At 72.0% G+C, this 20832-nt stretch carries 21 protein-coding genes; 12 read left to right on the top strand and 9 right to left on the bottom strand.

What is annotated here, in order from left to right:
• Nucleotides 1–75 precede the first annotated feature (75 nt).
• Both ACZ5K7_RS22025 and ACZ5K7_RS22020 read right to left on the bottom strand, forming a co-directional pair.
• Nucleotides 76–750, bottom strand: a complete 675-nt coding sequence (locus ACZ5K7_RS22025; RefSeq protein WP_351698424.1) for a response regulator transcription factor — start codon at nucleotides 748–750, stop codon at nucleotides 76–78.
• Complete coding sequence (locus ACZ5K7_RS22020; protein WP_351698422.1) at nucleotides 747–1976, bottom strand: sensor histidine kinase; 1230 nt, start codon at nucleotides 1974–1976, stop codon at nucleotides 747–749. Before ACZ5K7_RS22020 ends, ACZ5K7_RS22025 begins: the two co-directional genes overlap by 4 nt.
• Nucleotides 1977–2150: 174 nt before the next feature.
• Between ACZ5K7_RS22020 and ACZ5K7_RS22015 the strand changes: the two genes are divergently transcribed.
• From ACZ5K7_RS22015 to ACZ5K7_RS22000, 4 genes are all read left to right on the top strand, one after another.
• Nucleotides 2151–2843: an ABC transporter ATP-binding protein gene (locus ACZ5K7_RS22015; protein ID WP_468915447.1), complete on the top strand. Its 693-nt coding sequence runs from the start codon at nucleotides 2151–2153 to the stop codon at nucleotides 2841–2843.
• Nucleotides 2840–5182, top strand: coding sequence for an ABC transporter permease (locus ACZ5K7_RS22010; protein ID WP_468915445.1), 2343 nt, complete (start codon nucleotides 2840–2842; stop codon nucleotides 5180–5182). Before ACZ5K7_RS22015 ends, ACZ5K7_RS22010 begins: the two co-directional genes overlap by 4 nt.
• Before the next feature lie 79 nt (nucleotides 5183–5261).
• Complete coding sequence (locus ACZ5K7_RS22005; RefSeq protein WP_351698416.1) at nucleotides 5262–5627, top strand: DUF779 domain-containing protein; 366 nt, start codon at nucleotides 5262–5264, stop codon at nucleotides 5625–5627.
• A gap of 143 nt (nucleotides 5628–5770) precedes the next feature.
• On the top strand, nucleotides 5771–6943 hold the full coding sequence (locus ACZ5K7_RS22000; RefSeq protein ID WP_468915443.1) for a phosphodiester glycosidase family protein: 1173 nt from the start codon (nucleotides 5771–5773) through the stop codon (nucleotides 6941–6943).
• Between the two features lie 77 nt (nucleotides 6944–7020).
• Here ACZ5K7_RS22000 and ACZ5K7_RS21995 read toward each other — a convergent pair whose 3' ends face one another.
• The 6 genes from ACZ5K7_RS21995 to ACZ5K7_RS21970 form a co-directional block, all read right to left on the bottom strand.
• Nucleotides 7021–7215: a hypothetical protein gene (locus ACZ5K7_RS21995; protein ID WP_351698412.1), complete on the bottom strand. Its 195-nt coding sequence runs from the start codon at nucleotides 7213–7215 to the stop codon at nucleotides 7021–7023.
• A 102-nt stretch (nucleotides 7216–7317) separates the two neighbouring features.
• Nucleotides 7318–8181: a phosphatidylinositol-specific phospholipase C/glycerophosphodiester phosphodiesterase family protein gene (locus ACZ5K7_RS21990; RefSeq protein WP_351698410.1), complete on the bottom strand. Its 864-nt coding sequence runs from the start codon at nucleotides 8179–8181 to the stop codon at nucleotides 7318–7320.
• Between the two features lie 245 nt (nucleotides 8182–8426).
• Nucleotides 8427–9509 (bottom strand): acyl-CoA dehydrogenase family protein, encoded by a 1083-nt coding sequence (locus ACZ5K7_RS21985; protein WP_351698408.1) that lies wholly within the window; start codon nucleotides 9507–9509, stop codon nucleotides 8427–8429.
• Nucleotides 9506–10687, bottom strand: coding sequence for an acyl-CoA dehydrogenase family protein (locus tag ACZ5K7_RS21980; protein ID WP_468915440.1), 1182 nt, complete (start codon nucleotides 10685–10687; stop codon nucleotides 9506–9508). Before ACZ5K7_RS21980 ends, ACZ5K7_RS21985 begins: the two co-directional genes overlap by 4 nt.
• Entirely contained in the window at nucleotides 10684–11652 is a 969-nt protein-coding gene (locus ACZ5K7_RS21975) for an NADPH:quinone oxidoreductase family protein (RefSeq protein ID WP_468915438.1), read from the bottom strand. The genes ACZ5K7_RS21980 and ACZ5K7_RS21975 overlap by 4 nt, the downstream gene beginning before the upstream one ends.
• Nucleotides 11653–11743: 91 nt before the next feature.
• Entirely contained in the window at nucleotides 11744–12319 is a 576-nt protein-coding gene (locus ACZ5K7_RS21970) for a helix-turn-helix domain-containing protein (RefSeq protein WP_351698402.1), read from the bottom strand.
• Nucleotides 12320–12397: 78 nt separating this feature from the next.
• Here ACZ5K7_RS21970 and ACZ5K7_RS21965 point away from each other — a divergent pair, with 78 nt between their 5' ends.
• The 5 genes from ACZ5K7_RS21965 to ACZ5K7_RS21945 all read left to right on the top strand — a co-directional run bounded on the left by ACZ5K7_RS21965 (nucleotide 12398) and on the right by ACZ5K7_RS21945 (nucleotide 17081).
• Nucleotides 12398–13327, top strand: coding sequence for an NAD(P)/FAD-dependent oxidoreductase (locus ACZ5K7_RS21965; RefSeq protein ID WP_468915436.1), 930 nt, complete (start codon nucleotides 12398–12400; stop codon nucleotides 13325–13327).
• A 29-nt stretch (nucleotides 13328–13356) separates the two neighbouring features.
• A complete protein-coding gene (locus tag ACZ5K7_RS21960; RefSeq protein WP_468915434.1) occupies nucleotides 13357–14895 on the top strand; it encodes an ATP-dependent DNA ligase in 1539 nt (512 codons plus the stop codon).
• Nucleotides 14892–15359, top strand: a complete 468-nt coding sequence (locus tag ACZ5K7_RS21955; protein ID WP_351698396.1) for an NUDIX hydrolase — start codon at nucleotides 14892–14894, stop codon at nucleotides 15357–15359. Before ACZ5K7_RS21960 ends, ACZ5K7_RS21955 begins: the two co-directional genes overlap by 4 nt.
• Nucleotides 15360–15434: 75 nt before the next feature.
• Nucleotides 15435–16820: an NADP-dependent succinic semialdehyde dehydrogenase gene (locus tag ACZ5K7_RS21950; protein ID WP_468915432.1), complete on the top strand. Its 1386-nt coding sequence runs from the start codon at nucleotides 15435–15437 to the stop codon at nucleotides 16818–16820.
• Between the two features lie 24 nt (nucleotides 16821–16844).
• The gene (locus ACZ5K7_RS21945; protein WP_351698394.1) at nucleotides 16845–17081 is read left to right on the top strand and encodes a DUF6213 family protein; all 237 of its coding nucleotides are present in this window, start codon (nucleotides 16845–16847) and stop codon (nucleotides 17079–17081) included.
• A 78-nt stretch (nucleotides 17082–17159) separates the two neighbouring features.
• Here the strand turns inward: ACZ5K7_RS21945 and ACZ5K7_RS21940 are convergent, their stop codons facing one another.
• Nucleotides 17160–17846, bottom strand: coding sequence for a thiaminase II/PqqC family protein (locus ACZ5K7_RS21940; protein WP_468915429.1), 687 nt, complete (start codon nucleotides 17844–17846; stop codon nucleotides 17160–17162).
• 160 nt (nucleotides 17847–18006) lie between these two features.
• Between ACZ5K7_RS21940 and ACZ5K7_RS21935 the strand changes: the two genes are divergently transcribed.
• The 3 genes from ACZ5K7_RS21935 to ACZ5K7_RS21925 are packed head-to-tail and all read left to right on the top strand — an operon-like array spanning nucleotide 18007 to nucleotide 20832.
• Nucleotides 18007–19071 (top strand): type III polyketide synthase, encoded by a 1065-nt coding sequence (locus tag ACZ5K7_RS21935; protein WP_351698390.1) that lies wholly within the window; start codon nucleotides 18007–18009, stop codon nucleotides 19069–19071.
• Nucleotides 19068–20303 (top strand): cytochrome P450, encoded by a 1236-nt coding sequence (locus tag ACZ5K7_RS21930; RefSeq protein ID WP_468915427.1) that lies wholly within the window; start codon nucleotides 19068–19070, stop codon nucleotides 20301–20303. Before ACZ5K7_RS21935 ends, ACZ5K7_RS21930 begins: the two co-directional genes overlap by 4 nt.
• Nucleotides 20304–20310: 7 nt before the next feature.
• Entirely contained in the window at nucleotides 20311–20832 is a 522-nt protein-coding gene (locus ACZ5K7_RS21925; RefSeq protein ID WP_351698386.1) for a cupin domain-containing protein, read from the top strand.

Here is a 20832-nt window from a genome sequence, read left to right as displayed (position 1 = left end):
CACGCGGCAAAGCGGTCGACCGGGTCGTGCGGCGGACCGGGCCCTCTGGCCCAACCGCCGTGTGAGAAGGGGTTCTTACCGGTCGCCCGGGGTGACCAGTCCGGTCTCGTAGGCGACGACCACCGCCTGGGCGCGGTCGCGCAGGGAGAGTTTGCCGAGGAGGCGGGAGACATGGGTCTTGACGGTGGCCTCGGAGAGGTGGAGGCGCGCGGCGAGTTCGGCGTTGGACAGGCCCTGGGCGAGCAGGCGCAGGACGTCGAGTTCGCGTGGGGTGAGATGGCCGAGGTCGCGGTGGTGCGTGCCGCTGTCGCCGCCGGTGCGGGCGAAGCGTTCGACGAGGCGGCGGGTGATGGCGGGCGCCAGCAGTGCGTCGCCGGCCCGGACCGTGCGGACGGCGGCCGTCAGGTGTTCGGGGGTGACGTCCTTGAGCAGGAAGCCGCTGGCTCCGGCGGACAGCGCCGCGTACACGTACCGGTCGAGGTCGAAGGTGGTCAGCATCAGGACGCGGGGCGGGTCGGGGGTGGCGAGGATCCGGCGGGCCGCCTCCAGGCCGTCCAGCTCGGGCATCCGGATGTCCATCAGGACGACGTCCGGCCGGGTGCGCCGGACCGCGTCCACGGCCTGGTGGCCGTCGGTGGCCTCGGCGACGACCTCGATGCCGTCGGCGGTGAGGATCAGCCGGAAGCCGGTGCGCACCAGGGCCTGGTCGTCCACGACGACGACCCGGGGCGGACTCGCCGGTGAACTCAACTGTGCTCCAGGGGAATCAGGGCCCGGACCCGGTAACCGCCCAGCGGGCGCGGTCCGTTGCTCAGGGTGCCGTCGTGCACGGCGAGCCGCTCGCGCAGCCCGACCAGTCCGCGCCCGTTGCCCGTCGCGGCGCCCGGTCCGGGACTGCCGCCGGAGTCGGTGACCTCGACCCGCAGTTCGTCGTCACCGTACTCGACGCGCACGCTCGCCTTCGAACCGGCCGCGTGCTTCAGGGTGTTGGTCAGCGCCTCCTGCACCACCCGGTAGGCGGTCAGCTCCACGCCCGCGGGCAGCGGCCGGGCCGTCCCGGACACCGTGAGCTCGACGGCCGTACCGGTGCCGCGGATACGGTCGAGCAGCGGGTCGAGCCGGTCAAGGCCGGGCTGCGGAGCGAGGTCCGCCTCCCCGGGATCGTCCATGGTCAGCAGTCCCATCACCTGCCGCAGCTCCCCCATCGCGGTGCGACCGCCCGCCTCCACCGCGAGCAGCGCCTCGCGTGCCTGTTCCGGCGAACGGTCCATGATCTTGCGGGCGGCGCCGGCCTGGATGACCATCACGCTCACGTTGTGGGTCACGACATCGTGCAACTCCCGGGCGATCCTGGCCCGTTCGTGCTCCACGGCCCGGCGCGTCTCCTCGGCGCGCCGCCGCTCGACCGCAGCCAGCCGGTCCCGGCTCTCTTCGGCCCGGACCTTCCAGGTGCGCAGTCCGAGGGTGGCCAGGACCAGCGGGGCTGAGATCATCAGGGGCACGTACTGGGTGGGGACGGTGGGTTCGACGCCGAACGGGGTGTGCGGCACCGATCTTCCGATCGTGAGGCTGAGCAGCACGGCCGACGCGAGCGAGGCCCTCGCCGCCGCCTGGTAACGGCTGTAGGCGGCGGCGCTGTAGGCGGCGATGACACAGGCGTAGAACGTGAGCCGGGTGACGTCACCGGGAGTGGCCACGTTCGCCGCCAGCACGATCCAGAGCACGGCCAGTGGGTAGCGGCGGCGCCAGGCGAGCGGTACGGCAGCCAGGGCCGCCAGGCAGATCAGGCCCACCGTGCTGTGCCGCCCGGTCGGGTCGTCCGGGTCTCCCGCGTACTGGATCTCGGAGACGAGGACGAGCAGGGCGAGGCCGGCGTCGAAGAGCCGGGCGCGCGCGGTGGGTTCGGGCGCCGGACCGCTCGGCTCCGCCAGTGCGCGCAGCCGTACCAGCGGGCCGGGCGCCCATGTCGTCGTCATCCCCGTATTCTCGGCGCCCCCCCGGCCCCCGGGCATCCCTCCCGGGACTACATCTCAGGGATGACCCCGCCACCCCTACCTCCGAGGCGGTACGGCGATTACGCCCCGCGCCCGTCGTGCCCGGCCCGGCCCGTTCCCTAGCGTCGGCGGCCACCGAGGGACGGAGACCCACCGATGACGACACCACTGATCGAACTACGGGACGTGACCAGGCGCTACGACGCCGGCCCGCCCGCGCTGCTGGACGTGACCCTGACCGTGGCCCCCGGGGAGGCCGTCGCGGTACTGGGTCCTTCCGGCAGCGGCAAGTCGACGCTGCTGAACCTGATCGCCGGCCTGGACCGGCCGGACGAGGGCACGGTGACCGTGGACGGCGTCCGGGTGGACCGGCTGGGCGAGGCAGGCGCGGCCCGTTACCGGCGGAACAGGGTCGGGATGGTGTTCCAGTTCTTCAACCTGCTGGACGACCTGACCGTCGCCGACAATGTCGTGCTGCCCGCCCAACTCGCCGGAACGGGAAGGCGGGAGGCCGCCCGCCGGGCGGCGGAGCTGCTCGAATCGCTGGGTATCGCGGCGCACGCGAGCGCCTACCCGGGCCGGCTCTCCGGCGGTCAGCGGCAACGCGTCGCGGTGGCGCGGGCGTTGATGAACCGGCCCGCGCTGCTGCTGGCCGACGAACCGACCGGTGCGCTGGACTCCGTGTCCGGCGCGGACGTCAGCCACCTTCTCCAGGAGCTCAACGCCGACGGCCAGACCCTGGTCCTGGTCACTCACGACCACGACCTGGCCAGGGCCTGCACCCGGCGTACGGTCCACCTCGCCGACGGCCGTATCAGCGCCGACGTCCCGACGAAGGCGGTCCGATGAGCGCCCTCGTCCGGGTCGTCCGGTCGGGCATGGCCCGGCGCCGTACCCAGTCGCTGGTCATCGCCCTGGCCGCACTGCTGGCGGTGACGGCGTCCGTGCTGGCCGCAGCGCTGCTGGTGGCCTCGCGCGCCCCCTTCGACAAGGCGTTCGGGCAGCAGCACGGGGCCCAGCTCACCGCGCAGTTCGACGCGGGCCGGGCGGGCCCGGCCCAACTCGCCGCCTCCGCCCACGCGTCCGGGGTGACGGGGTCGTCCGGCCCGTTCCCGACGGCGACCGCCACGCCGGACGGCGCGGGCACGCTGTCGGTCGTCGGGCGGGCCGGTCCCGGCGGGGCGGTGGACCGGCTCACGGTGACCGAGGGCCGGTGGGCGCGCCGGACCGGCGAGATCGTGCTCGCGGCGGACCAGGACGGCCCGCCCGTACGGCTCGGGCAGCGGCTGGACTTCCCCAACCTGCCCGGCAGTCCGACGCTCACCGTGGTCGGCACGGCCCGCTCGGTCAGCCGTACCGCCGACGCGTGGGTGGTGCCGGCGCAGATCGCCGGGCTGACCGGCTCCGGTCGCGCCGGCGGCTATCAGATGCTGTACCGCTTCGCCCACGCGGCCACCGAGGCACAAGTGGCCCGGGACCGTGCGGCGGTGACGACGGCCGTACCGGCGGGAGCGCTCTCGGGGGCCCGGTCCTGGCTCTCCGTACGGCAGTTCGCGACCCGTGAGACCGCCCTGTACGTGCCGTTCCTGGTCGCCTTCGGGGTGCTGGGGCTGGTGATGTCGACGCTGGTCGTCGGGAACGTGGTGGCCGGTGCGGTGGGCACCGGGCTGCGGCGGATCGGCGTCCTCAAGGCGGTCGGCTGCACTCCGGGTCAGGTCGTCCGGGCCTACGTGGCGCAGGCGCTGGTGCCCGCCGCGATCGGCACCGGGCTGGGCCTGGCCGCCGGACACCTGCTCGCCACCCCTCTGCTGGCGGACACCTCGGCCGTGTACGGGTCGGTCGGACTCGCGGTCTCCGCCGGGGTCGATGTGGCCGTCGTGGGCGGTGTGCTGGGCGTGGTGGCCGGCACGGCGTGGCTGAGCGCGTGGCGGGCCGGACGGCTGCGCACGGTCGACGCGCTGGCCGTGGGCCGCACCCCGGCGGCGGGCCGGGGCCGTACGACGGCTCGGCTGGCGGCCCGGCTGCCGGTGCCACGGGCGGTGGGCCTCGGACTGGCCCGGCCCTTCCACCGGCCCGCCCGCGCCGCCTCGATGGTCGCGGCGGTCGTCTTCGGCACGGCGGCGGTCACCTTCGCCGTCGGGATGGCCGCGTCCCTGGGCGAGGTGATCACCGCCAAGAACCACAACGCGGCCGACGTGACCGTGAGCACCCGGCAGCCGGAAGGTCCGGGGCGCGTGCCGCCGGGCACCACGCGGGTGACGGCGGCCGAGGCCGCCGCCGTGCGGGACGCGATCGCCGCCCAGCCGGGCACCCGCGACCAGTACGGCAGCGTCACGACCGAGGCCGAGGTCGCCGGGGTGACGGGAAGCGTGCCGGTGTTCGCCTACGACGGCGACGCCTCCTGGGGCGGCTTCGCCATGGTGTCGGGGCGCTGGATCCGGGCGGCGGGCGAGGCGGTGGTGGCGGCCCCGTTGCTGACCGCGAGCGGGGCCGAGGTGGGCGACACGGTCACCGTCACCGTGAACGGCTCGCCGGTGCGGATCCGGATCGTGGGCGAGGTCTTCGACACCGGCCAGCAGGGCATGCGGGTGTTCACGGACCTGGCGACGCTCCGGACCGCCGACCCGGACCTGCACCCCGCCGACCACGCCGTGCGGCTCGTCCCGGGCACCGACGCCGACGCGTACGTGACCCACCTGAACGCGGCGCTGAAGCCGCTCGGCGTCTCGGCCACCGACACCAGGTCGGTCAACGGCAGCGACGGTGTGGTCGCCCTCGACGCACTGGCGGCGACACTCACCCTGATCCTGGTGGCGGTGGCCGGACTCGGGGTGCTGGGCGGGGTCGTCCTCGACACCCATGAGCGCATCCGGGACCTGGGCATCCACAAGGCGCTCGGGATGACACCCCGGCAGACGGTGACGCTGGTGATCGCCTCGGTCGTCCTCCCCGGGCTGGCGGGTGGCGTGCTCGGCGTCCCGCTGGGCCTCGCCGTGCACCGCACGGTCATGCCCGCCATGGGCGACAGCGCCGGACTGCGACTGCCCGACGTGGTCCTCGACGTCTACCGGATGCCCGAACTGCTCCTCCTCGCCCTGGGCGGCACCGCGATCGCGGTCCTCGGCGCACTGCTCCCGGCGGGCTGGGCGGCCCGCGTCCGGACGGCGACGGCACTGCGCACCGAGTAGTCAACGACCGCTTCTGGACCCGCAGGTGACGAGAGGTGAGACTGAGGGGATCCGACACCCCGGCCCCAGGAGGGTGACCATGGACGACCGGACGGCGCCACCGCGCGTCGAGCTCACCCCGCAGGCAGCCGAGCTGGTGCGCCGACTGCGCGCCGAGCACGGCCCGCTGATGTTCCACCAGTCCGGCGGCTGCTGCGACGGCAGCGCGCCCATGTGCTACCTCGACGGCGAGTTCCGCACCGGCGGCTCGGACGTGCTGCTGGCCGAACTGGCGGTGGACGGCGTCGAGGAGCCGGTCACCTTCTGGATGTCCCGGAGCCAGTACGAGGCGTGGAGCCACACCCGGCTGATCGTGGACGTGGTACCCGGACGGGGAAGCGGTTTCTCCCTGGAGGCACCCGAGGGGGTGCGTTTTCTCACCCGTTCGCGCGTAGTCGACGTCTAGCCGCCCTGCCCGTCACTCTCTTCTGCTGCACTTCCCTGAGTCCTGAGGTACTTGACGAGACATCAGGGGGTGCGGTGACGCATCGTCAGAGACGATTTGCAGCGACGACCCGAACTCTGTTCACGATTCTCACGACGTCCGGCGTGCTGGCCGGTGCGGCCCTCGCGGGGGCGGTACCGGCCGGCGCCGTGTCGGACACCGGACAGATTGCGTCCGGCGTCACCTACCGGCAGTTCGACGTCCCGGCGGCCAAGGGCACGGTCCACGCCCATCTGCTGACCGTCGACCTGACCGATCCGCACGTCCACGTGGACCTCCTCCACCCGGGCGCGGTGGCCGCCCGGTCGCCGGTGTCCACGATGGCGGACGCGGCGGGCGCGGTCGCGGGCGTGAACGGCGACTTCTTCAACATCACCGAGACCCAGCACCCGGGCGTCGAGGCGACCGGCGCGAGCGTCGGCCCGGCGATCGCCCACGGCCGGCTGCTCAAGGCGGCGGTGCCGACGGCCCAGCGGTTCGGCCCGTCGCTGCCGCCCGGCACCGCCACCACCGACGTCCTCGGCGTCGGCGTGGACCGCCGGGCCCGGCTGGACCGGCTGACGCTCGTGGGCACCGTCCGCACCCCGGACGGGAACCTCGCACTGCGGGGGCTCAACCAGTACGCGCTGGCGCAGGACTCCGTCGGCGCCTACACCGCCGACTGGGGCTCGGCCTCCCGCAAGCGCGCCACCTGCGGCTCGGACACCAGCCGGGCGGCCGGCTGCAGCACGGACACCTACGAGGTCCGGATCCGCGGCGGCAGGGTCGTCGCCACCGCCGACAGCCCGGGCAGCGGTGCCATCGCGGCGGGTACGACGGTCCTGCTGGGCCGGGAGGGCGGCGCGGACAAGCTGCGCCGGCTCACCGAGGGCGAACGGGTCACCGTGCGCAGGCAGGTGGTTGCCTCCGCCTCCAAGGTCCCGTACCGCTTCGCGGTCGGCGGGTACCCGGTGCTGCGCGGCGGTGAGCCGCTGGCCGGGCTCAACGACACCACCGCGGCGGTACGCACCGCCGCGGGCTACACGAACGGCGGGCGCAAGCTCCTGCTGCTCGCGCTGGACGGCTCGGTGGCCTACCGCAGCGGCATGACCATCGCGGAAGTCGCCGCCGAGATGCGGGAGTTGGGAGCGGCCGACGCGTTCAGCCTGGACGGCGGCGGCTCCACGGCACTGGTGGCCCGCGCCCCGGGCGACAAGACGGTGAGCGTGCTCAACCACCCGACCGAGAGCCCGGAACGCGCCGTGGCGAACGGGATCGGGGTCTTCTCGAAACCCTGACCGGAAGCCACGCACCGAGAGCCGAGCACCGGAAGCCCGGACCGGAAGCCCTGAGTCGGCGGCCCCCGACCGCCGGCTCAGGGCCGCAGACTGCTCACCAGGTCGGCGGTCGCGGTGAGCCCTGTGCTGATGGTGGGCGCCATGCTGGTGCTGGCCAGATAGAAGCCGAGCAGCATGCAGACCAGGGCGTGCGAGATCTTCAGCGCGCCCTGGCGCATGAAGAGCACGGCCAGGAACAGAAGCAGCAGCACCACAGAGATGGAAACGGCCATCGCGAACCTCCTCCGCCACGCCCGTTTCGGGGCGTTCGGCCGCAAGTGTGGCGTAGCGGAGGGTGGGCCCGTGCGGTCGACACGTGCCCCGTTCGGGTGGTGTTACGACGCCCGGTGGGTGTCCAGGAAGGCTTCCAGGCCAACCAGGTCGTCGGTGTTGAAGTAGTCGACGTCGGCGGCGAGCAGTTCGCTCCACAGCGCGTCGCGGGCGGCCCCGGCCACGTCGGGGGTGTTCCAGAAGCGCACCGTCTGGCCGCGGTCGTGCGCCTGGCCGATGATGGCGCGCAGCTTCTGCCGCTCGGCCTCGGGGAACGCGCCCTCCCCGAGCCAGGTGAAGTTGAGCTGCCAGTTGTCGCTGATCAGCGGGACGAAGGAGGCGGGCGCCGAGGTACCGAGGTCGGTGAGCCGGCCGTCGTAGAAAGCGCGGCGCACGGTCTGCGCCTCCATCGGCGTACGCGCGGCACGGTCACCGGAGATGACGTTGGTGACCGCACCGGGGATGACGCGGCCGTGGGCGTACGTCGTGAACAGGTGCCGGTAACGCCGCAGATGCCGGTCGAGTTCGAGGTACGTCGACGATCCCTCGGTCTTGATGTCGATGAGCAGTTGCAGCGGCTCGCGCCAACCCCGGTACACGGAACCGTGGTTGGCCTTGACGATCCGGGCCAGCGGGTCCAGGTAGAGGGACTCCAGGGTGCGGCTCGGGTCGAGGTCGTCCGCGGTGTGGCCGATGAGCAGCTGGTCGCCGACGAGGAAGATGTCGGCCTCGACACTGCCGAAGCGGTGACCGAGGGCGTCGAAGAGGGGGTGGGTGTGCTCGTAGTCGTTGTGGGCGTGGGCACGCCACAGCGGACGCGGGCCGCGGTGACCGCCGCCCGCCCAGGCCTGTGCGCCGGGCAGCACGACAGCGCCCGCGAGGGCGGCGCCGAGGGTGCCGAGGGCTCTGCGACGGGTGGTGAGGGCCATGTGCTCTGCCTCCCTTGTAGGGCCTTGAGGGACCCAAGGGAGTATGCGTTCGAGCAAGGGCCAATTGGTGTATCTGCGCAGGGAATTGGCTGGACTGCCGTCCCTGGTTCACTTCATGCGGACCTCACTGCCGGCGCCGCGAAAAGGGCGCGGGGCTGTATCGGATATGCGGTTCCGCCGCGGGTGCGCGACCAGCCCCCACGCACCCGCACCCGCACCCGCACCCGCACCCGAAGACCTTCACATCACGGCGCTTGAAGATCGAGGAGCCCGGCCAGCGCCTCTCGGTGCACCCCCGCCGTACCAAAGGCAATCGAATCCGCCTTGGCCCGCTTGAGGTACAGATGGATCGGATGTTCCCAGGTCATCCCGATCCCCGCATGCAACTGCAGCGCCTCCTCGGCCGCGTGCACGGCAACCGGCCCCGCATAGGCCTGCGCAACGGCCACCAGCACATCGGCGTCCCCGCCGGAGGCCAGCGCATCGGCGGCCCCCCGCGCGGCAGCCCGAAGGTTCACGACCTCCAGCCACAGCTGCGCGAGCCGGTGCTTGATCGCCTGGAAACCGCCCACCGGCCGGTTGAACTGCTTGCGCTCCTTGAGGTACCGCACGGTCTCGGTCAGCGCCCACTCGGCGAGACCGAACTGCTCGGAGGCCAGCAGCCCGGCCCCGGCCCGCAGGGCCCGCCGTACGGCGGGTTCGGCGTCGCCGAGGAGACGCCCGCGGGCACCGTCCAGGCGCACGGTCGCGACGGGCCGGGTCAGGTCCAGGGACACCTGGGGGGTGACGGTCGCCGCTGCCGCGTCCACCGCGTACAGCCCTCCGTCGTCCGCGGGCACCAACAGCACGTCGGCCACGGCCGCGTCCGCGATGCCGGTCAGCTCCCCGTGCAGGGAGCCGTTTTCGTGTCGTACGACCTTGTAGGCGCGACCGGGAGCGACGCTGAGTTCGACGGCGAGCGCCCCGACCGTCGTCGCGGACGCCAGTTGCGCGAGCAGATCATCGGCCCCGCACTCCAGCAGGGCTTCGGTGGCGACGACCGCACTCGTCAGGTACGGCACGGGCGCGACCGCTCGTCCCAGTTCCTCCAGGACGACCGCGGCTTCCCGGTGGGTGGCGCCCTGTCCGTCCAGCGTTTCGGGAATCAGCAGGCCCGCGAGGCCCATTCCGCCGGCGAGCATCTTCCACAGCGCAATGTCGTGCGGCGCGTCCGACTCGGTGCGAGCGATCACTCCGGCCGGGTCACATCGGTCGGTGAGCAGATCCCGCACCGCGGCCCGCAGCGCCTCTTCCTCCTCCGAGTACAGCAGGTCGGGCTGTGTTGTCATCGGGCGAGGTCCTTCCAGGCGACGTCCTTGTCGGTGCGGGGCTCGGCCGGCAGGCCCAGCACGCGCTCGGCGACGATGTTCAGCAGGACCTCGCTGGTCCCGCCCTCGATGCTGTTGCCCTTGGCGCGGAGGTAGCGGTAGCCGGCGTCGCGGCCGACGAAGTCCACCAGTTCGGGCCGGCGCATGGTCCAGTCGTCGTACAGCAGGCCTTCCTCGCCCCGGAGTTCGACCTCCAGGCCGCTGATCTCCTGGTTGAGGCGGGCGAAGGCGAGTTTCATGCCGGCGCCCTCGGGGCCGGGCTGGCCGGCGACGAGCTGCTGGCGCAGCCGCTCCGCGGTGAGCCGGGCGACCTCGGACTCGACCCACAGCTTCAGCAGCCGCTGGTGCAGGTCGTGGGTGCGCAGTTCGGGGCGTTCGCGCCAGGTCTTCGCGACCGGGCCGATCATGCCGCCCTCGCGGGGCAGCCGCATGCCGCCGATGGCGACGCGCTCGTTGTTCAGCGTGGTCTGCGCGACCCGCCAGCCGTCGCCGATCTCACCGAGGCGGCGGGAGTCGGGGATGCGGACGTCGGTGAGGAAGACCTCGTTGAACTCGGCCTCGCCGGTGATCTGCCGCAGCGGCCGGACGTCCACGCCCGGGTCCGTCATGTCGCAGATGAAGTAGGTGATGCCCGCGTGCTTGGGCACGTTCGGGTCGGTGCGGGCGATGAGGATGGCCCAGCGGGAGTTGTGCGCGCCGGACGTCCACACCTTCTGCCCGTTGACGATCCACTGGTCGCCCTCACGGACGGCGCGGGTGCCGAGCGCGGCCAGGTCGGAGCCGGCGCCGGGCTCGCTGAACAGCTGGCACCAGACCTCCTCGCCGATCCACAGCGGCCGCAGATAACGCTGCTTCTGCTCCTCCGTGCCGTACTTCAGGATGGTCGGCGCGGCCATGCCGAGTCCGATGCCGTTGCGGCGCGAGTCGTTGTCGGGGGCGCCGGCGGCTTCCAGTTCGGCGTCCACGACGACCTGGAGGGAGCGCGGGGCGCCCAGTCCGCCAAGGCCATCCGGGTAGTGCACCCAGGCGAGTCCCGCGTCGAAGCGGGCCTTGAGGAAGTCGAGCCGGTCCGTCGTGGCGGGCGGGTACGCGGCCAGCAACTCGGCTGTACGGCGTGTGAGTTCGGCGGCGTCGGTCATGCCGCGGCTCCCTTCGGTACGACGGTGACCCGGCCGGTGGTGACGCCGTCACCGACCCGCTGTACGGCCGCCGCGGCCTCGGACAGCGGTACCCGCTCGCTGACCAGGGGCTTGATGGCACCCTTGGCGGCCAGCTCGGTGAGCTGCTGGTGGCAGTGCAGGATCAGCTTGGGGTTCTTGGTGGCGTACAGGCCCCAGTGCAGGCCCTGGATGGAGTAGTTCTTCACGAGGGCGTGGTTGAGCGCCGGGCTCGGAATGGTGCCGCTGGCGAAGCCGACGACCACGATCCGGCCCTCGAAGGCGACGACCTTGGTCGACTGGGTGTACGCCTCGCCGCCGACCGGGTCGTAGATCACGTCGGCGCCCCGGCCGCCGGTGGCCTCCTTGACGGCGGCGACGACGTCCTCGGCGCGCCGGTCGATGACGACGTCACAGCCCAGCTCGCGGGCCACGGCCGCCTTGTCGGCGCCGCCGACCACACCGATGACGGTGGCTCCGGCCGCCTTGCCGAGCTGTACGGCGGCGCTGCCGACCCCGCCCGCGGCGGCGTGCACGAGCAGTGTCTCGCCGGCCTGGAGTCCGGCCCTGCGGTGCAGGCCGAACCAGCCCGTCTGGTACCCGATGTGCAGGGCGGCGGTCTCGGCGTCGTCCAGCGCGTCCGGCGCGGGCAGCAGGGCGGCGGCGTCCGCGACCGCGTACTCGGCGAAGCCGCCGTGCGGCAGCACGGGGTTGGCGATCACCCGGCGCCCGTCCTCGGTCTCGCCGCAGATCTCCACGCCGGGCGTGAAGGGCAGCGGCGGCCGCACCTGGTAGTGGCCCCGGCACATCAGCACGTCGGGGAAGTTGATGTTGGCGGCACGCACCTTGAGCAGGACCTGGCCGTCACCGGGCGTGGGCCGCTCCACCTCCTCGAGCCGCATCACCTCGCTCGGCTCGCCGTTCTCGTGCACTTGCCATGCCTGCATGCGGTGCCTCCACAGACTGCTTCGTCGGGGTCCATCGCATACTAAGCGGTCGCTTGCCGATGAGGGAACAGCTGACGATACGCCGGACGCGTCACGCCGTGCTTCTCGGCCGTGCTCGCACATGCATCCGCTCCCCCTGCGGCCCGAACAGGCTGAGGAACTCCACCGGCCCCTCCCCCGTCGACCCGAACCAGTGCGGCACCCGGGTGTCGAACTCGGCCGCCTCCCCCGCCGCCAGGACGACGTCGTGCTCACCGAGCACCAGCCGCAGCTTCCCGGACAGCACGTACAGCCACTCGTAGCCCTCGTGGGTACGCGGCTCGGGATCGAGTTTCCGCTTCGGTTCGACCACCTTGAAGGCCTGGAGGCCGCCGGGCTGCCGGGTCAGCGGCCAGAAGGTACGGCCGTACCGCTCCATCGGCTTGGCCCGCACCCGGGGATCCCCGACCGGCGGGGCGCCGACCAGTTCGTCCAGGGGCACCTGGTGGGCCTGTGCGATCGGCAGCAGCAGCTCCAGGCTGGGCTTGCGCAGCCCCGCTTCCAGCCGGGAGAGGGTGCTGACCGAGATGCCGGTGGTCTCGGAGAGGGCGGCGAGGGTGACCTCCCGCTCCTTGCGGAGCTTGCGCAGCCGGGGGCCCACCCCCGCGAGAACGTCGTCCGTAGTCATGGTCGTATTGCAGTTTCGGCAACGAGGTTTGTCAATCCGGCCAGATATGCGCGACCGTCGCCGACGGAGGTGGTCACCATGACCGATACGTACGAAGTGGTCGTCGTCGGAGGCGGTGCGGCCGGGCTGTCCGCCGCGCTGGTCCTGGGCCGGGCCCGGCGCCGCACCCTGGTCGTCGACGCGGGCGAGCCGCGCAACGCTCCCGCCGCCCACATGCAGGGCTTTCTGTCCCGGGACGGCATGCCGCCCGCGGAGTTCCTGGCCGTCGGCCGCGAGGAGATCGCGCGGTACGGCGTGGAGCTGGTCCGGGACCGGGCGGTGGACGCGTCCAGGGACGGCGGCTTCACGGTGTCGCTGGCGAGCGGCCGCCAGGTCCGGGCCCGGCAGCTGGTGCTCGCCACCGGCCTCAAGGACGAGCTGCCGCCCGTGCCCGGGGTCGCCGAGCGGTTCGGCCGGGATGTGCTGCACTGCCCGTACTGCCACGGCTGGGAGGTCCGCGACCAGGCCTTCGGCGTCCTGGCCACGACGCCGATGAGCGTGCACCAGGCGCTGATGGTCACCCAGTGGTCCAAGGACGTGACGCTGTTCCTGCACCAGGTCGCCGAGACCGACCTGTCCGCCGACGACTCGCGGCGGCTGGCCGCGGCCGGGGTCCGGGTGGTGCCCGGCGAGGTCGCGGGGCTGCGCGTCGAGGACGACCGGCTCACCGGTGTACGGCTCTCGGACGGCGGCGTGCACCCGCGGGAAGCCCTGTTCGTCGCCCCGCGTCCGGTCCCGCGCAACGACCTGCTGGTCGGGCTGGGCGCGGAGATGACGCAGACGCCCTTCGGCACCTACCCGGTGATCGACGAGCGGGGCCTGACGACCGTGCCCGGGCTGTGGGCGGCCGGCAACGCGAGCGGCTTCGCCGAGCAGGTGGTCAACGCGGCCAGCCGGGGCTACCGGGCCGGTGCGGCGATCAACGGCGAGTTGCTCTTCGCGGATCTGGACGCCGCCGTGCGGGTGTAGTCCGGAGCCGCCCGTTGCACCATGGCTGCATGCTGCTGACCCGGCTCGCCGAAGTGTCCCGGGAGGTCGCCGCCACCGCGGCCCGGTCCCGCAAGACCGCCCTGCTCGCCGGCCTCTTCCGGGAGACGGCCCCGGACGACGTGCCGGTCGTCATCCCCTATCTGGCGGGCCGTCTCCCGCAGGGCCGCCTCGGCGTCGGCTGGAAGGTGCTGAGCCGGCCGGTCCCACCGGCTGCCGAGCCGTCCCTCACCGTCCGTGAGGTCGATACCCGGCTGACCGAGCTGGGCAAGGTCGCCGGGCCCGGTTCGCAGGCCGAACGCGCCCGTATCGTGGGTGAGTTGATGGGTGCGGCGACCGCCGACGAGCAGCGCTTCCTGCTGGGGCTGATCACCGGTGAGGTACGGCAGGGCGCCCTGGACGCGGTGGCCGTGGAGGGGCTCGCGCAGGCGACCGGCGCGGACGCGGCCGACGTACGCCGGGCGGTGATGCTCGCCGGGTCTCTCCAGACGGTGGCCGAGGCCCTGCTCGCGGAGGGTCCGCCGGCCCTCGCCCGCTTCCGGCTCACCGTCGGCCGGCCGGTGTTGCCCATGCTGGCGCACACCGCCTCCTCGGTCGCCGAGGCGGTCGGGAAACTGGGCGCCTGCGCGGTCGAGGAGAAACTCGACGGCATCCGGGTCCAGGTCCACCGGGACGGCGACACCGTACGGGTCTTCACCCGCACCCTCGACGACATCACCGACCGGCTCCCCGAAGTGACCTCCGCCGCCCTGGAGTTGAGCGGCGGCCGGTTCATCCTGGACGGCGAGGTGATCTCCTTCGACGCCGACGGCCGCCCGCGCTCCTTCCAGGAGACGGCGGGCCGGGTCGGCTCCCGGACGGACGTGGCGAAGGCCGCGCGGGAGGTGCCGGTCTCCCCCGTCTTCTTCGACGCGCTCTCGGTCGGCGACCGCGACCTCCTCGACCTCCCCTTCGCCGAACGGCACAGTGAGCTGGCCCGGCTGGTCCCCGAGCCGATGCGGGTCCGCCGGGCGCTGGTGTCCGGGCCGAAGGACACGGCGGCCGCCGAGGAGTTCCTGGCCGCCACCCTGGAGCGCGGCCACGAGGGCGTGGTCGTCAAGGCCCTGGACGCCCCCTACAGCGCGGGCCGGCGCGGTGCCTCGTGGCTGAAGGTCAAGCCGGTGCACACCCTCGACCTGGTCGTCCTGGCCGCCGAGTGGGGGCACGGCCGGCGCACCGGCAGGCTCTCCAACCTCCACCTCGGCGCCCGCACCCCGGACGGCGGCTTCGCCATGCTCGGCAAGACCTTCAAGGGCATGACCGACGGGATGCTGGAGTGGCAGACCGCCCGGCTGAAGGAGCTGGAGGTCTCGGACAACGGCCGGGTGGTGACCGTACGCCCCGAACTCGTCGTCGAGATCGCCTACGACGGCCTGCAGAAGTCCTCCCGTTACCCGGCCGGCGTCACCCTCCGCTTCGCCCGGGTCGTCCGCTACCGCGAGGACAAGCGGCCTCAGGAGGCCGATACGGTGGAGACCCTGCTGGCCGCCCACCCGGAGGTACGGCGTTGACGGAGCCGAAGCGAAGTGCCGGACTGCTGTTGTTCCGGCACACCGAGCACGGCGTCGAGGTATTGCTCGGCCATATGGGCGGACCCTACTTCGCGAAGAAGGACGCGGGCGCGTGGAGCGTCCCCAAGGGCGAGTACGAGCCCGGTGAGATGGCCTGGGAGGCGGCCCGCCGTGAGTTCCAGGAGGAGCTGGGGCTGCCGCCGCCGGACGGCGAGGCGATCGACCTCGGGGAGGTCCGGCAGAGCAACGGCAAGATCGTGACGGTGTGGGCGATCGAGGCCGACCTGGACCCGGCGGCGGCCGACCCCGGCACCTTCACGATGGAGTGGCCGCCGCGGTCGGGCCGGATCCAGGAGTTCCCCGAGCTGGACCGGGTGGCCTGGCTCCACCCCGACCGGGCCCGCGAGGTGATCGTCAAGGCGCAGGCCGCGTTTCTCGACCGGCTGGCGGAGCACACGGACTGAACAGCCGCGCACACGTTGCGGTCCACCGGGCCGCGCGCGAAGGTCGAAGCAAACCCGTTCCCAGGGAGGTCAGCCATGCCCATCGCGACGGTGAACCCGGCGACCGGCGAGACGCTCGAAACGTTCGAGGCCATGGACGAGGACGAACTCGAACGCCGGCTCGAACTGGCTGAGGCGACGTTCCGTACGTACCGCACGAGCGCCTTCGCCGAGCGCGCCCGGCTGCTGCACCGGGCCGCCGACCTGCTGGACACGGACCAGGACGACATCGCCCGCACCATGACCACCGAGATGGGCAAGCCGCTGGCGCAGGCCCGCGCGGAGGCCGCGAAGTGCGCGAAGGCGATGCGCTGGTACGCCGACCACGCGGAGGAGCTGCTGGCCGACGAGGAGCCGGCGGAGACGGACGTGAAGGACTCGGGCGCGTCCCGGGTGCGGGTGCGCTACCGCCCCATCGGGCCGGTGCTGGCCGTGATGCCGTGGAACTTCCCGCTCTGGCAGGTGGTCCGGTTCGCCGCGCCGGCGCTGATGGCCGGCAACGTGGGCCTGCTCAAGCACGCGTCGAACGTCCCGCAGACCGCCCTGTACCTGGAGGGCCTCTTCCACCGGGCGGGCTTCCCGGAGGGCTGCTTCCAGACGCTGCTGATCGGCTCCGGGGCGGTCGACGACATCCTGCGCGACGAGCGGGTGCGGGCCGCGACGCTCACCGGCAGCGAACCCGCGGGCCGTGCGGTCGCCGCCACCGCCGGCGAGATGGTCAAGAAGACGGTGCTGGAGCTGGGCGGCAGCGACCCCTACGTGGTGATGCCCTCGGCGGACATCGACCGCGCGGCGAGGATCGCGGTGACCGCGCGGGTGCAGAACAACGGACAGTCCTGCATCGCCGCCAAGCGGTTCATCGTGCACACGGCCGTCTACGACGCCTTCGCCGAGCGGTTCGTGGCGGGCATGAAGGCGCTGCGGACGGGCGACCCGATGGACGAGGGGACGGACGTCGGGCCGCTGTCGAGCGAGCAGGGGCGGACCGACCTGGAGGAACTCGTCGACGACGCGAAGCGGTCGGGTGCGCGGGTGCTGTGCGGCGGGCAGCGGCCGGAGGGGCCCGGCTGGTTCTACCCGCCGACCGTGCTCTCCGGGATCCACCGCGACATGCGCATCCACCGGGAGGAGGCGTTCGGGCCGGTGGCCACGCTCTACCGGGCTGCGGACCTGGACGAGGCGGTCCTCATCGCCAACGACTCGCCCTTCGGGCTGAGTTCGAACGTGTGGACGCGGGACGAGGCCGAGGTGGACCGGTTCGTGCGGGATCTGGAGGCCGGTGGCGTGTTCGTCAACGGCATGACCGCCTCCCACCCGGCGTTCCCGTTCGGGGGTGTGAAGCGGTCCGGATACGGGCGTGAGCTGTCCGGGCACGGAATCCGGGAGTTCTGCAACATCACCACCGTTTGGCAGGGTGCGTGACGGTTGCGCGGCTACGATCCGGGTGTGAACCGGGAAGTGACTCTGCCTCTGATCGTCGACGACCGCGGTACCTTGCAGGTGGCCGCGGCCGACGTGAGTAAGTTGTTGCGGACCGTGGGCGGACGGTGGGTCCGGCTGGTGGAGGCCGGGGAGAGCGGGCTGGACGAGGACACGGTGGCCGCGCTGACCATTGAGCTCGCGAAGCTCGCCGATCGGATCGACGTGGCTTGTATCGCCCACAGCAGTGGGCAGCAGGGGTAGTTCGGCGGGTGCGAGTGGTTTGCGGCTGGTCGCGCCCACGCGGCGGTAGCCGCACATCGGCACAGGCCCCGCGCCCCTTTACGTAAGTCCAGCCAGCGACGTCCAGAACATCGCCTCGTATGCCTGGAGCAAGCGGCCGTAGGCGTACACGCGCTTCTCGTCCAGGCTTCCTGAGTTCAGTCCCGCCTGTACCGCTGCCGTCGCCTGCTCGTCCAACGTCGGAGCCGGTGCCGCGAAGAAGTCGAAGAAGGCGCAGGCCTCGTCTGTGAAGCCGTAGTGGGTGCGCAGGCCCTCGGCGATGCGGGCGCAATACGTGCCCCAGGTCGCGAAGTTGGCCGTGATGGACAGGACGGCGTCCGTCGGGGTCGCGTTGAGCGCGAGCCAGGAGATGTACGCCGGGTACGCCTGGCAGCCCGGTAGGGGCTCGTACGCTTGCATGCGCCGCTGATCCACTTCGCACGCCTCGGTGAACGCGCCCAGCCGCTCTGCCGCGAGTTCCTCGCCCTCGGCCAGCATGGTGAAGAACCCGGCGGCCGCCGACTCCTCGGTGGCGCGCTGCGCCAGATGCAGGAACGCGCGGTGGTCGGCGGGAATCACGTGGTGTTGTTCCAGGGCCAGTGCGGCGAGTGTCTCCAGACTCGCCCGGCCGCTGGCGACGGGGGGAACAAATGGATTCGCGTTCGGGTCCGGGGCCAGCTCTGACCTGGTCGTTTTCAGCAATTCCGCGGCCGTGCGAGGCATTGCTTCCTCCTCGTCGGGATTCATCTGTGCTGCTCCGACCCTGACACGGGGTCACCGGTTCGGAGTAGTCCGGCGAGAGATCATCGCCCTCACGGGTGATCGTGAGGGAACCACCTCCTGAGGTGAACCACCTTCTGACCGGCCGGGCCCAAACCCGCCGGAAGGCTGAAAGCAGGCACGGTTCATGGCGACTTTGTGCAAACCCTCAGTGTCGGTCCCGGAGTACGTGATCACGATGGAGGAGACGCTGGAACTGGCGCGCTCCCACCACGAGAACCACCCGCAGCTGCCGTTGGCGCTGAGACTGATCGAGAACACGGGCGTTCGCACCCGGCACATCGTGCAGCCGATCGAGGAAACCCTCAAGCACCCCGGCTTCGAGGAGCGCAACAAGCTCTACGAGGTCGAGGCCAAGGCCCGGGTCCCCGCAGTCATCCAACGAGCGCTCGACGACGCCGAGCTGCTCACCAGCGACATCGACGTGATCATCTACGTCTCGTGCACGGGCTTCATGATGCCCTCGCTCACCGCGTGGCTGATCAACGAGATGGACTTCGACTCCACCACCCGCCAGATCCCCATCGCGCAGCTCGGCTGCGCGGCCGGCGGAGCGGCGATCAACCGGGCGCACGACTTCTGCTCGGCGTACCCGGACGCCAACGCGCTCATCGTGGCCTGCGAGTTCTGCTCGCTGTGCTACCAGCCGACCGACCTCGGCGTCGGCTCGCTGCTCTCCAACGGCCTCTTCGGTGACGGCATAGCCGCCGCCGTGGTCCGCGGCAAGGGCGGCACCGGCGTCGAGCTCGAACGCAACGGTTCGTACCTGATCCCCAAGACCGAAGAGTGGATCATGTACGACGTGCGGGCCACCGGGTTCCACTTCCTGCTGGACAAGCGGGTCCCGGCGACCATGGAGCCGCTCGCGCCGGCCCTCCAGGACCTGGCAGGGCTGCACGGCTGGAACGCGTCCGACCTGGACTTCTACATAGTCCACGCGGGCGGGCCGCGAATCCTGGACGACCTGAGCAAGTTCCTCCAGGTGGATCCGCACGCGTTCCGGTTCAGCCGGGCCACGCTCACCGAGTACGGCAACATCGCCAGCGCCGTCGTCCTGGACGCACTGCGCCGGATGTTCGACGAGGGCGGTGCCGAGCACCAGGCGCGCGGCCTGCTGGCCGGCTTCGGTCCCGGCATCACCGCGGAAATGTCGCTGGGTCGCTGGCGGCGTTCGGACGAAGAGGCGGCATGACCGAGAAGACGCTCAGCGAGCCCCTGGACTCCCCCACGGAGGCCGCCTGCCCGGTCCGGCACTGGAAGGTGCCGGACCTGGCGGGGGTGGACTTCGACCCCACCCTGGCCGAGCTGATGCGGGAGGGTCCGGTCACCCGGATCCAGCTGCCCAACGGCGAGGGCTGGGCCTGGCTGGTCACCCGGTACGACGACGTACGGATGGTGGCCAACGACCCCCGGTTCAGCCGTGAGGCGGTGATGGAGCAGCCGGTCACCCGGCTCGCCCCGCACTTCATCCCGGACCGGGGCGCGGTCGGCTTCCTGGACCCGCCCGACCACACGCGGCTGCGCCGCTCGGTGGCCTCCGCGCTCACCTCCAAGGGCGTGGAGCGGGTCCGGGTGAAGGCCCGCCGCATGCTGGACGAGCTCGTCGACGAGCTGATCCAGGACGGCCCGCCCGCCGATCTCACGGCGACGGTCCTGAGCCCCTTCCCCATCGCGGTGATCTGCGAGGTGATGGGAGTTCCGGCCGCCGACCGGCACACCATGCACATCTGGACCCAGCTGATCCTGTCCTCCAGCCACGGCAAGGAGGTCAGCGAGAAGGCCAAGCGCGAGATGGGCGCCTACTTCGGCGACCTCATCGCCCTGCGCGACGGCAGTACGGGCGAGGACGTGGCCTCCCTGCTGGGCGCGGCCGTGGGCCGCGGCGAGGTCACCCTGGAGGAGGCCGTCGGTCTCGCCGTCCTCCTCCAGATCGGTGGCGAGGCGGTCACCAACAACAGCGGGCAGATGTTCTACCTGCTGCTGACCCGCCCCGATCTCCTCGACCGGCTGCGCACCGAGCCGGAGATCCGCCCCAGGGCGATCGACGAGCTGCTGCGCTACATCCCGCACCGCAGCGCGGTGGGACTGTCCCGGATCGCCGTGGAGGACGTGGAGATCAAGGGCGTACGGATCCGTGCGGGCGACCCGATCTACGTCTCGTACCTGGCCGCCAACCGCGACCCGGAGGTCTTCCCGGACCCCGAGACGATCGACCTCACCCGCAGCCCCAACCCGCATGTGTCCTTCGGGTTCGGCCCGCACTACTGCCCCGGCGGCCAGCTCGGCAGACTGGAGGAGGAACTCCTGGTGGACGCTCTGCTCGACCGGCTCCCAGGGCTGCGGCTCGCCGTACCCCCGGACCAGGTTCCCTTCAGAAAGGGCGCGTTGATCCGGGGACCCGAGGCACTTCCGGTGACCTGGTGAGTGGCCCATGACCACGACCGAGGGACTCCTCGTACCACCGGGACACGGGCGCGTGGTCCAATCGCCGGCCCAGCGCGTCACCTTCAAGGTGACGGGCACGCACTCGCGGATGGCCTCCACCTTCGAGGTGGAGGTCCCGCCGGGCTTCGACGTGGGCGCCCATGTGCACACTCGCAGCGAGGAGTTGTTCTACGTCCTCGAAGGCGAGCTGGACGTCCTCGCCTTCGAGCCGCGCATCCGCACACCCGACAACTGGCAGAAGTGGCAGTCGAGTTCGGGCACGAAGGTGGTGCGGGCAACCCCGGGCACGCTGATCGCCGTACCCCCCGGCTGCCCGCACGCCTTCGCCAACCCGACGGACACCCCGGCGCGGATGTTCTTCCAGGCATCGCCACCGCCGGACCACGAGCGCTACTTCGAGGAGTTGCTGGAGATCCTCGGAAGCGACGGTCCTCCGGACCTCGAGGCGATCGGGCAACTCCGCAAGCGCTACGACATCGAGCAACTCACACCGTTGAAACACCGGTGA

It is taken from the genome of Streptomyces sp. NPDC031497 (assembly GCF_055580905.1).
The sequence above is the reverse complement of the archived record's forward strand: the minus strand, read 5'-3'. Positions and strand labels throughout refer to the sequence as shown.

Bases quoted from the DNA above. Each gene is read 5' to 3' on its own strand.
- ACZ5K7_RS21950 (WP_468915432.1), top strand. From the start codon at position 15,435: ATGCCCATCGCGACGGTGAACCCGGCGACCGGCGAGACGCTCGAAACG.
- ACZ5K7_RS21975 (WP_468915438.1), bottom strand. From the start codon at position 11,652: ATGCAGGCATGGCAAGTGCACGAGAACGGCGAGCCGAGCGAGGTGATG.
- ACZ5K7_RS21985 (WP_351698408.1), bottom strand. From the start codon at position 9,509: ATGACAACACAGCCCGACCTGCTGTACTCGGAGGAGGAAGAGGCGCTG.
- ACZ5K7_RS21995 (WP_351698412.1), bottom strand. From the start codon at position 7,215: ATGGCCGTTTCCATCTCTGTGGTGCTGCTGCTTCTGTTCCTGGCCGTG.
- ACZ5K7_RS22015 (WP_468915447.1), top strand. From the start codon at position 2,151: ATGACGACACCACTGATCGAACTACGGGACGTGACCAGGCGCTACGAC.
- ACZ5K7_RS21980 (WP_468915440.1), bottom strand. From the start codon at position 10,687: ATGACCGACGCCGCCGAACTCACACGCCGTACAGCCGAGTTGCTGGCC.
- ACZ5K7_RS22010 (WP_468915445.1), top strand. From the start codon at position 2,840: ATGAGCGCCCTCGTCCGGGTCGTCCGGTCGGGCATGGCCCGGCGCCGT.
- ACZ5K7_RS21965 (WP_468915436.1), top strand. From the start codon at position 12,398: ATGACCGATACGTACGAAGTGGTCGTCGTCGGAGGCGGTGCGGCCGGG.
- ACZ5K7_RS21930 (WP_468915427.1), top strand. From the start codon at position 19,068: ATGACCGAGAAGACGCTCAGCGAGCCCCTGGACTCCCCCACGGAGGCC.
- ACZ5K7_RS21925 (WP_351698386.1), top strand. From the start codon at position 20,311: ATGACCACGACCGAGGGACTCCTCGTACCACCGGGACACGGGCGCGTG.
- ACZ5K7_RS21940 (WP_468915429.1), bottom strand. From the start codon at position 17,846: ATGAATCCCGACGAGGAGGAAGCAATGCCTCGCACGGCCGCGGAATTG.
- ACZ5K7_RS21935 (WP_351698390.1), top strand. From the start codon at position 18,007: ATGGCGACTTTGTGCAAACCCTCAGTGTCGGTCCCGGAGTACGTGATC.
- ACZ5K7_RS22005 (WP_351698416.1), top strand. From the start codon at position 5,262: ATGGACGACCGGACGGCGCCACCGCGCGTCGAGCTCACCCCGCAGGCA.
- ACZ5K7_RS21970 (WP_351698402.1), bottom strand. From the start codon at position 12,319: ATGACTACGGACGACGTTCTCGCGGGGGTGGGCCCCCGGCTGCGCAAG.
- ACZ5K7_RS22020 (WP_351698422.1), bottom strand. From the start codon at position 1,976: ATGACGACGACATGGGCGCCCGGCCCGCTGGTACGGCTGCGCGCACTG.
- ACZ5K7_RS21990 (WP_351698410.1), bottom strand. From the start codon at position 8,181: ATGGCCCTCACCACCCGTCGCAGAGCCCTCGGCACCCTCGGCGCCGCC.
- ACZ5K7_RS21960 (WP_468915434.1), top strand. From the start codon at position 13,357: ATGCTGCTGACCCGGCTCGCCGAAGTGTCCCGGGAGGTCGCCGCCACC.